The following is a 10,906-nucleotide window of genomic DNA, read 5'->3' as shown; positions in this document are numbered from 1 at the left end:
CTGGACGGCGAATCAGCCGGCCGAACCTTCGACGGGATCGGCGCGCTGTCGGCCGGCGCGTCGTCCCGGCTGCTCGTCGACTACCCCGAACCGGCTCGCAGCCGCATCCTCGACTACCTCTTCACGCCCGGCTACGGCGCGGAATTGCAGATTCTGCGCGTCGAGATCGGCGGCGACGTCAACTCGACGGCCGGTTCGGAGCCCAGCCACATGCGCGCGGCGACCGACCTCGACTGCGACCGCGGATACGAATGGTGGCTGATGCGCGAGGCCAAGCAGCGTAACCCGGACATCGTGCTGTCCGGACTGTCGTGGGGTGCGCCGGGCTGGTTCGACGGCGGCTTCTGGTCGCAGGACAACATCGATCACCTCGTCGCGTGGCTCGACTGCGCCCAGCACCACGGGCTGAGCATCGACTACCTCGGCGGCTGGAACGAGTCCGAGGACTTCGAGCCGTCCTGGTTCGTCGCGCTCGACGAGGCGCTGGAGGCCAACGGCCACGCGGACACCAAGATCATCGCTGCGGACGGCTGGGGGGCCGACCTGGCGGAGCGGTGGAAGGTGGCTGACGTCATGGCCGCCGACGACGAGTTCCGCGACGCCGTCGACGTCCTCTCGGTCCACTATCCCTGCGGCCAGCAGTACAACGGCGCGCCGTTCGACCATTGCCCCAGTACGCAGACCGCGCAAGATCTCGGGGTGCCGCTGTGGTCCGGTGAGCAGGGGTCGCAGAAGTACGACATCGGCGCCGGGCCGCTGGCCAAGGCGATCAACCGCTCGTACATCGACGGGCGGATGACCGCGACGGTGAACTGGGCCATGACGGCGTCGTTCTACACCTCCATCCCGTACGCCGGGGTGGGGTTGATGCGTGCCTACCAGCCGTGGTCGGGCTACTTCGAGACCAGCAAGTCGCTGTGGTCCATGGCCCACACCGGCCAGTTCGCCGAACCCGGCTGGCGCTACCTCGACGACGCGAGCGGTTACCTCGACAGCGGTGGTAGCTACGTCACCCTGCGCTCGCCCGACACCGGCGACTACAGCGTGGTGATCGAGTCTGTGGACGCGGAGTCACCACAGACCGTGAGCTTCGAGATTCCCGACGACGCCGGCCTGTCCACCGCGCCGGTCCAGGTGTGGCGTACGGACCTGCGCTCAGACCAGCACGCGGACTGGTTCACCCAGGAAGCCACCATTCGCCATGACGACGGCACCTACCGGCTGACCGTGCAGCCCGGGCACGTGTACACGCTCACCACCACCGCCGGGCAAGGCCAAGGCAAGGTGGGGACGTTCGGCACCGACCGGGCGATGAAACTGCCCTACCGCGACGACTTCGACGCCACCCCGCACGGGCGCAGCCCCCGGCTGTTGTCCGACTTCAACGGAGCGTTCGAGGCCGTCGACTGCCCGGGCCGGCGTGGCGGATGCGTCGAACAGGTCGTCACGACCGAGCCGATCGCCTGGCGATACACGACGCACACCACACCGCTGACCGTCCTCGGCGATCCCCACTGGTTCGGGGACTATCGAGTCGCGGTGGATGCCCGCGTCGACCAGGCCCAGCACGTCGACCTGCTCGGGCGAGTGGACGGTGTCCAGCTCGGGGCGGGCGGCCAGCCTGGTTACCGGCTCCGGCTGGACCGTTCCGGGCGGTGGACGCTGATCGAGTACGCCTCGGATCGCACCGAGACGGCCTTGGCCGAAGGGCGGCTCGACCGGTTCCACCCGCGACAGTGGCACCGCCTGTCATTGGCCTTCCGCGGCGAGCAGATCTCGGCGTTCATCGACAACCGGCGCGTGGCCCGCGTCGACGACGCCCGGCACAACCGCGGCCAGGTCGGGTTGATGGTGGGGGACTGGCAGCGCGCCCAGTTCGACAACCTCACGATCACCCCCACCGGCCCGTCGCCGGTCCTGGTCCCGCAAGGCGAGATCAGCGCCACGGCGACCAACGCGCACCTGGGCTACGAAGCCGCCAACGTTCTGGACGCGAACCCCAACTCGATGTGGCACACCTCCTGGGAGCCGCAAGCTCCGCTGCCGCAGTCGATCACGCTCGACCTCGGCCGCCGCAGGCCTGCCACAGCGCTGCTCTACACGCCGCGCTACGACAGCAACCCCAACGCCAACATCACCGAGTACACCGTCCACGTCAGCTCCGACGGCGACTCGTTCACACCGGTGACCAGCGGTTCGTGGCCGGCGGACGGGGCCACCAAGGCGGTGGCGCTCCCGCCGGGACGGGTGCGATACATCCGCCTCGAGGCGCACGCAGGCAACGGCTACGCCGGCGCCGCGGAACTGAACGTCGCGCTCACGCCCGTGCGCGGCGCCGCTTGATCATTGACAGCACAGGCAGCATCGACAGCACCGACAGCGTGTCCCGGCTGCGGAAGGATCGCTCATGAGACGTACCGCCGTGTTCCTTGTGGTCCCTGTCTTGGTTTCCGCGTTGCTCTCGTCGCTGCCGGCGGCGGGGCCACCGGCCGGTGCCGCACCCGACGGCAGCGACGAGCCCAGGTTCCAGGCCCTGGTGTTCTCCAAGACCAACGGATTCCGGCACGAGTCCATCCCCGCCGGCAACGCCGCGATCGAGCAACTCGGCGCGGAGCACGACTTCGCCGTCACCGTCACCGAGGACGCCTCGGTGTTCACCGACGAGCAGCTCGCGGCGTACGACGTCGTGGTGTTCAACAACACCAACAGCCGCAACGGGCCGATCCTCGACGCGGAGCAACGCGCCGCGTTCGAGCGGTATGTCGAGGCCGGCGGCGGCTATGCCGGCATCCACAACGCCAGCGGTACCGGGTACGACTGGCCGTGGTACGGGCGCTTGGTGGGCGCGTACCTGGAGTCTCATCCGGAGATCCAAGAGGTCGAGATCGAAGTCGACGACCCGGTGCATCCGTCGACCGCGGACCTGCCGCAGGAGTGGACCTGGACCGAGGAGCCGTACGACTTCGCGGCGAACCCGCGCGGCGACGTGCACGTGCTGGCGAGCCTGGACGTCGCCAGCTACGAGGGGCACACGATGGGTGCGGACCACCCCATTGCGTGGTGCCAGGACGTCGAGGACGGCCGGTCGTGGTACACCGCGCTCGGGCATGAGGCCGCGGCCTACAGCGAGCCCCTGTTCCTGCAGCATCTGCTCGGCGGCATCGAATGGGCGGCCGGAGCGGCACCGGGAGACTGCGGCGCGACCGATGAGGACCGGTTCGAGAAGGTCCTCCTGGACGGCAACACCGACGACCCGCTCGACATCGCCGTCGCCGACGACGGCCGGGTCTTCTCCGTCGAGCGTGGCGGCGCGGTGAAGATGTACGACCCGACCGACCAGCACACCGACCAGATCGCCTTCCTCGACGTGCTGGTCGAGCACACCCACGGCATGCACGGCATCACCTTGGACCCCGCCTTCGCGGAGAACAACCACCTCTACATCTACTACTCGCCGCTGGAAGGCACGGTGAACAGGGTGTCGCGGTTCACCTACCAGCCCGACACCGAGACCATCGACCTCGACAGTGAGCAGGTCCTGCTCGAGATCGGCAGCCAGCGCCAGGTCAGCGCCCACGAGGGCGGCGGCATGGACTTCGATGCTGCGGGCAACCTGTACATCGCCACCGGTGACAACACCGCCCCGTGCTGTAGCGGGTTCGGCGCCACCGACGAGCGGCCGGGCGAGAAGTTCAACGACGCCCAGCGCTCCGCGGCCAACACCAACGACCTACGCGGCAAGATCCTGCGGATCCATCCCGAACCCGACGGCACCTACACGATCCCCGACGGCAACCTGTTCCCGCCAGGCACGGAGAAGACGCGCCCGGAGATCTACGTGATGGGGGTGCGCAACCCGTACCGGATTCACGTCGACCAGGAGACCGGGTTCCTGCATTGGGGCGACGTCGGTCCGGACGCGCGAGCGGACAGCGCGGCTCGAGGACCGCAGGGCTACGACGAGTTCAACATCGCCACCGAGGCCGGCAACTTCGGCTGGCCGCACTGCATCGCGGACAACCAGGCCTACGTCGACTACGACTACGCCACCGGCGAGTCGAACGGCCGGTACGACTGCGCGGGCGGACCGGTCAACGATTCGCCCAACAACACCGGGCTGACCCAGCTGCCGCCGGCCCAGCCGGCCTGGATCGCCTACCCGTACGACGAGTCCCCCGACTGGCCCGAGCTCGGTACCGGCGGCCGGTTGGCCCTGCAGGGACCGCGGTACCACTACGACCCCGACCTCGACTCGGAGACGAAGTTCCCGGAGTACTTCGACGACACCGACATCGTCGCGGAGTGGACCCGCAACACCGTTTTCGAGGTGAAAAGCGATGCCGACGGCGCCCCGGCGATCATCAACCGGCTCTGGCCCTCGGGCACGTTCAAGCGCCCCATCGACTTCGAGTTCGGCCCCGACGGCTCGCTCTACCTGGCGGAGTGGGGTACCAACTACGGCGGTTCGGGCCGGGGCGACCCCAACGACGACTCCGGTATCTACAAGATCAATTACGTCCGGCCGGGCGAGCGGTCCCCCGTCGCGATGGCTCAGGCCACCCCCACGTCCGGGCAGCCGCCGCTGACGGTGCAGTTCGACAGCGCGGGCTCCTACGACCCCGACGAGGGCGACACCATCACCGTCGCTTGGGATTTCGACGGCGACGGCACCACCGACTCGACCGATCCCGCCCCCACGCACGTCTACGCCGACACCGGCGACGTCGCCGCTCGGCTGACGGTGACCGACTCCACCGGCCGCACCGGGATCCGCAACGTGCCGATCACGGTGGGCAACACCGCGCCGGTGGTCGAGATGGTCCGCCCGCTCGACGGGCAGGTGTTCACCTTCGGCGACCCGATCCCGTTCCAGCTCGACATCTCCGACGCCGAGGACGGCACGGCCGAAGACGGCGGGATCGATTGCGGCACCGTCGTGACCCAGCCGAGACTCGGCCACGACGAGCACGGCCATCCGCTAAACCTGTATCACGGTTGCGCAGGCACGATCCGGTCGATCGTCGACGAGGGCCACGACGCCAACGACAACACCTTCTACATCGTCGACTCGACCTACACCGACAACGGCGGCGACGGCGTCAAGCAGCTCACCGGCGGGGACTCGGCGATCCTGCAGCCCCGGTTGAAGCAGGCCGAGCACTTCACGTCATCCGACGGCGTGGAGGTGATCGCGACCAACGAGCCGGACGGCGGCCGGATGCTGAGCCAGATCGATCACGGCGACTACGTGTCGTTCGAGCCGGTCAACCTGGCCGGGGTCACCGAGCTGCGCTTCCGGGTAGCCGCGGGTGAGACGGGTGGCACCATCGAGGTCCGCACCGGTTCCGTCGATGGTCCGGTCCTTGCGACGGTGGACGTCGAGCCCGGCGGCGACGGGCAGCGGTTCCGGACCCACACGGTCGAGGTCAGCGACCCGGGCGGCAGCCACGAGTTGTTCCTGGTCTTCACCGACACTCCCGGTGCGGAATCGCTGTTCAGCCTCGACTGGGTCAGGTTCTCCACCCCGCTGGTCGAGCCACTCGGTGTCGCGTATCGCCACCTGGGTCGCTTCGACACCGTGATCGAGGACAACGCGGCGGAGCTCACCGAGGAGCAGCGCACGTACCTGGCCGATCTGTCCGGGCGGATCACCGAGAACCTCCTGGCCGCCTGGCCGGCCGACCCGGCGAGCGAGACGTTCACCGACGGCGCGGACAACGTGCTGAAGTTCAGTAGTGACGGGCAGCGCTGGATCGACCGGCAACTGGCTGACGGGGCGTTGCCCCAGCAGGTCGCCACCGCTCTCGCGGGGCCGCTGCAGGAGGTCCAGGCCGCCGCGTCGCAGACCGCGGCGCGGCTGCGGCAGGCCAGCGTGACCACGACGAGCGAGGTGTCGTCGGCGGTCGGTGGCCAGACGGTGCGGGTCACCACGACGCTGTCCAACGACGGCGACACGGCGTTGCGTGCCGCCGCGCTCGCGCTCACCGTGCCGGACGGCTGGACCGCCGAAGCAGTGGGGCCGGTCACGGCGAAGCAGGTCGAGCCCGGAACGTCGTTCGCGGCGTCGTGGGATGTGACGGTGCCCGACGACACCCCCTTCGGCACCGTCCGGTTCACCGGTAGCGCGTCATACCGGCACGCCGGCACCGCCGACGCCACCATCGCCGACCCGCTGGACTTCGAGATCCGGCCGCCGTTCGAGCACGAGGTGCCGCTGGCGGACATCACCGCCACGGCCAGCTCGTACCAGAGCGGATACGAGCCCGAGCTCGCCATCGACGGCGACACCGTGACCATGTGGCACACGTCGTGGGATCCGTACGACGCGCCGCCGCAGTCGCTCACCCTGGACCTCGGGTCCAGCTACCCGGTCAGTGCTCTGCGCTACGTGCCCAGGCAGGACGGCAACCCCAACGGCCACATCCCCGAGTTCCGGGTCTGGGTCAGCGCCGACGGGCAGGACTTCCACGAGGCCGCGGCAGGGACCTGGGCTGCGGACGGGACGGTCAAGTACGCCTCGTGGCCGGCGGAGTCGGCGCGGTACGTGCGGTTGGAGGCGGTGGACGGCAGCAACGGCTACGTCGCGGCGGCTGAGGTCGCCGTGGCCTACGCCGAGTAGAAAGCACCGGGCGTCCGCTGTCGCCGAAGACAGCGGACGCCCGGTGCTCCCGAGTCAGCCCAGCGCGTAGGCCCGGATGATCTCCTGCTCGACGGTGTTGCCGCCGCGGTCTTCGGCCCGCACCCGCAGCGAGACGAAGCCGTCGCCGCCCGCGGGGGCCTGCCGGGGCAGGGTCGCCACGAAGTGCCCGTCCTCCACCTCGCGCAGGTTACGGATCTTGCGCCACGTTTCGCCGCTGTCGTAGGACACCTCCAACGACGCGGTGCTGCGGATCGGCAGATCGGGAGCGCCGTCTTGATGCCCGACGGTGAACTCGACGGTGTGGGGCCCGTTGCTCTGTTCCGGCGACGGCATCCGATTCTGCAGATCCACGTCGACGTCGTAGTCGAGAGTGAGCAGAGGCTCGACACGGACCTGATCCTCGGGCGTCGAGGCCGACGTGAACGTCCACACCGACCGGCTCGAGGTCGACAGGTTCGCCCACGGTGCGGCATTGGCGACGTCGTACTCGATCCGGAAGGTCTCCGCCTCCGGCGAGACGGCGATGGAGCCGGCCGTCACCGGACTGTCGATGATCTGCTCGTCCTCGGCGAACACCTGGAACCGGGTGGTGAATCCGGGCAGATCGAGCGGTGTGGTGGAGGCGCTGGCGGGGTGGTAATCGCCGTCGATGACGGCGGCCAGGTTGAAGTTCATCAGGTCACCGCTGCGGCGGATCGGGTCGGTCGGCCACGGTCCGGGGTGCATGACGGCGTTGAACCACGATTGCTGGACACGTTCGCCGGCGCGGAGCGATCGCCGCTGTCCCTCGAAGGTCAGCCGCGGCTCCGGCCACGGCGCTGTCTCGGGCGTGGAGACGGAACTGCGGTACTCGAGGCCGGGGTCGGGCACGTAGTAGTCGGTACGAGTCTGCGGGCCGCCGCGAGTGGGGAACCCGAAGCTCAGCCCGTAGTTCTGCCACGCCGGGACGGCGTACCAGGCTTCAGAGAACGTCAGGTCCTCACCGAGCTGGCCGTGGAAGCTGTTCTCCACCGCGGCCAGCTGGTCACTGTCAGCGACGTAGTGCAACTCGGCGGGGATGTGGCCGTTCTCCGTGAACGCCAGGTTGTAGCGGTACGGGCTGACCGGCCGGCCCTCGGCGGTCACGGTGACTTGCCGCTGCGCGAGCAGGTCCAACAGGGCTCGTCCTTCGGCGTGAGAAAGCCGGACGGTCGGCACCTGCACGAGCCCTGGCTGGCCCGGATTGGCGTTGGGGCCCGGCTCGTCGTTGTAGATCGCGACCATCGCAGCGCCGGCCTCAGCGGCATTGTTGGACTGTTCGGGCACCGGGATGGCATCGGAGCGACGAATCAGCGCGAGTGCGCCGTCGAGGTCGAGGCCGTCGATCTCCGCTGGGCTCGCCGTCCCCGCGTCCACGACGTTCAGTTCGTGCTCGCCGCTGAGCATCGGGAACGTGCGGGAGTCGTTACCGAACCATCCCCAGTCGTAGTACAGCGGATCGAGCTGCACGTCGTCGGCGCCGACCACGTCGAAGGTGATCGCCGGTGCCGCCAATTCCCAATGGGTGTAGGCCATGAGGTCGCCATGGGTCACCGGCTCGGTCGGCTGCACGTACAGCTTCTCCTCCAGCTGGGTCCGGGGCGTGATCAGCAGGCCGACGTCAGCTATGGGTCCTTCGTCGGGCACGCGGGCCAGCTTGAGCTCCCGGGCCGCGCCGTCGTTGCGCTTGGTCTCGTGGTCGGGGGTGTCGATCTGGACCTCGACGGCGTTGCGCGCGTCCAACGTCAGCGTGGTCGTGCTGTCGATCGTGACTTCGGGCTCGGAGACGAGCGAGGTGTTGAGGTAGGCGTCGAGGGGGCCAGGTGCCCGACCGGCCTCGGCGTACGGCGGCATCGTGGCGATCAGACCGCTGATCGAGTACGTGCCCGGTGGAACCCGGACGCAGTTGCTGGTGACCTGTTCCACGGTGGTGCACGAGGTGTCGTCGCCCTGGCCCCAGGCGCGCACGGCGTTCACGCTGCCGTCCACCACGTCGAGGACGCTGAAGCGTCCGTACGCCTCGCGACCGTCGCGAGCGACCCCCTCGACGTGTAGGTCGTACATCTCCGGCTCGGTGTAATAGCCGACGGGCGTGCGCAGCGAGGCTCCGTCCGCTGTCTGCGCGATGAGGGCACCGCCGAACTGGCCGGCCCCGGCCTGGGCGGTGTCGAGTGTCAGCGTCACCGTGGCCGTCCCGCCGGCCGGCACGGTCAGGGTGGGCGTCGACAGCGTCAGGGCGCCCTCCGGGGTGGGCTCGCCGTCGGCGTTCTCGGTGTCGACCGTCAGCGTCAGGGTCTGGGTCTCGTCGCCGGGGTTGGTGTAGGTGACACTGCGCTCCACGGGATCGCGCTGCGCATGCGGGTAACCGAAGTCGCCGAAGCCGACCGAGGCGGGAGCGGCCAGCAGCGGCTCGTCGAGCGCGCGGGGGACGTTCACCTCGCCGGCACCCTCGGCGTAGATGGACAACTCGTCGTTCTCGGTGGCGGTCTGCATCAGCCAGGCCTTGAGCTGCATCGCGTCGAGCTCGGGGTACTTGTGGGCGACCAGCGCAGCCGCGCCGGTCACGTGCGGCGCGGCCATCGAGGTGCCGGACGCGGAGGTGTAGTAGTCGTCGATCGGGCCGTCGCCGGGCTGGGTGCAGGTTAACTGACACAAAGCCGTCCCGTCGGCGCGAGCGGCGCCGATGTGGACGCCGGGCGCACTGATGTCCGGCTTGAGGGCACGGTCACCGGCGCGGGGCCCGCGACTGGAGGACTCCGCGATCTGGCCCTGCTTGTCCACGTTGGCGACGGTGAGCGCCAGGTTCGCCGTGGCCGGGGTGGTGACGGTGCTCTCGCGGGGACCGTCGTTGCCGGCGGAGATGACGAACAGCACGTCGTACTGCTCGGTGAGCGCGTCGACGGCGAGGCTGCCCGGGTCGGTTCCGTCGCTGTAGTCCCCCCGGACGCCGATGCTCATGTTCACGATGTCGGCGCCTTGCTGGGCGACCCATTCCATCGCCTCGATCATGTCGGCGGTGGTGCCGGTGCCGCCGTCGCCGATCACCTTGGCGTTGATCAGCTCGACGCCGGGAGCGACGCCGGTGTACTGCCCATCGGAGGCGGCGCCGGACCCGGCGATCGTGGACGCCACGTGGGTGCCGTGGCCGGCGCGGTCGTCGGTGGTGTCGGAGTCGGTGAAGTTCCGGGCCGTCACCACGTTGTGGGCCAGATCCGGGTGGTCAGTGTCGATGCCCGTGTCGAGTACGGCGACGGTGACACCGCTGCCGTCCAATCCCTGCTGCCAAGCCGTGGGGGCACCGATCCGGGGGACGCTTTCGTCCAAGGCGGGCTCGATGGGCCGGTCGAGCCAGATCTTGTCGATCCCGGTGTACGGGCCCGACGAGAGAGTGCGGGCCTGCGGCTGGTCGGCGAGCTGATGCAGCGCCTCGAGGATCGCGCCGGTGTCGTCATCGCCGTCGATGTGCACACCCAGCCCGTTCACACTCTCCAGCCGGACCGCATCGCCGCTGGGAGCAGCCTGGGTGCGCATCTTCGCGCCGGGCTGGTAGGTGATGATGACGCCGAGGTCGTCGCCGTGTGTCTCGGCGTCGCGCTGATCGATGAGCGCGTCGACGTTGAACAGCGCCGGGTCGAGCCGGCCCGGGATCAAGCTCGCGACGTCGTCCGGGATCACGTGGAGTTCGCCGTCGCGTTCGTGGGTCCAGAAGCTGGGGCTGGATGCGTCCGGCCGGGGCGCCGGCGAGACCTCGGCCGACTTCTTCCCGTCGGAGTGGACCGTGACGTGCACGATGTCGCCGGTGACGAGGGTGAGGTCGTAGGAGCTTGCCGCGGTGTCGTCTGCTGCGTGGTTGACGGCGGTGGCCGCGGTGCTTGCCGTGCGCGCGGTTGCCGCATTCTCAGCGGCCGCCGAAGCTGGCGATCCGGCTTCGGCGGGCCCGGCAGCGGCGAGGATTACCGCCAGCGCCGCGGTGGTCAGTCGCGTCCTCCGTAGACGGGGGCGGGCCGAAGCGCGAACGGATTCGCTGCGGGCGGACGATGGCATGAGTCTCCTCAGGTCGGGCAGGCGTCATCTGTTCCTACCTCGACCGTGAGTCGGTGGTAAACGCTTAGCCGTGGCGTATCCATGCCACTGACGGCAAACGGTCACGTCCTGCGGGGCGCCATCTCAGCTGGCGATACTCTGCCACATCACCCGTGCTCCGCCGTGTACGTGCGGTGAGAGACCTCGTCGTGTCGGAATCGTCGG

3 protein-coding genes are annotated in these 10,906 nt (G+C 69.2%); 2 read left to right on the top strand and 1 reads right to left on the bottom strand.

All coding sequences use genetic code 11. The features are described 5' to 3' along the window. On the top strand, positions 1–2,343 hold a 2,343-nt coding region (locus M6444_RS01695), incomplete at its 5' end, for a discoidin domain-containing protein (protein ID WP_298322262.1). Between the two features lie 64 nt (positions 2,344–2,407). Continuing rightward, entirely contained in the window at positions 2,408–6,619 is a 4,212-nt protein-coding gene (locus tag M6444_RS01690; RefSeq protein WP_298322260.1) for a ThuA domain-containing protein, read from the top strand. Positions 6,620–6,673: 54 nt separating this feature from the next. Here M6444_RS01690 and M6444_RS01685 read toward each other — a convergent pair whose 3' ends face one another. After that, positions 6,674–10,702: a S8 family serine peptidase gene (locus tag M6444_RS01685; protein WP_298322258.1), complete on the bottom strand. Its 4,029-nt coding sequence runs from the start codon at positions 10,700–10,702 to the stop codon at positions 6,674–6,676. Between the last annotated feature and the right edge of the window lie 204 nt (positions 10,703–10,906).

The sequence above is a fragment of the Haloactinopolyspora sp. genome (genome assembly GCF_027324685.1).
GTDB lineage: Bacteria > Actinomycetota > Actinomycetes > Jiangellales > Jiangellaceae > Haloactinopolyspora.
Note: the sequence above shows the minus strand (reverse complement) of the source record. Positions and strands in the feature narration are given on the sequence as shown.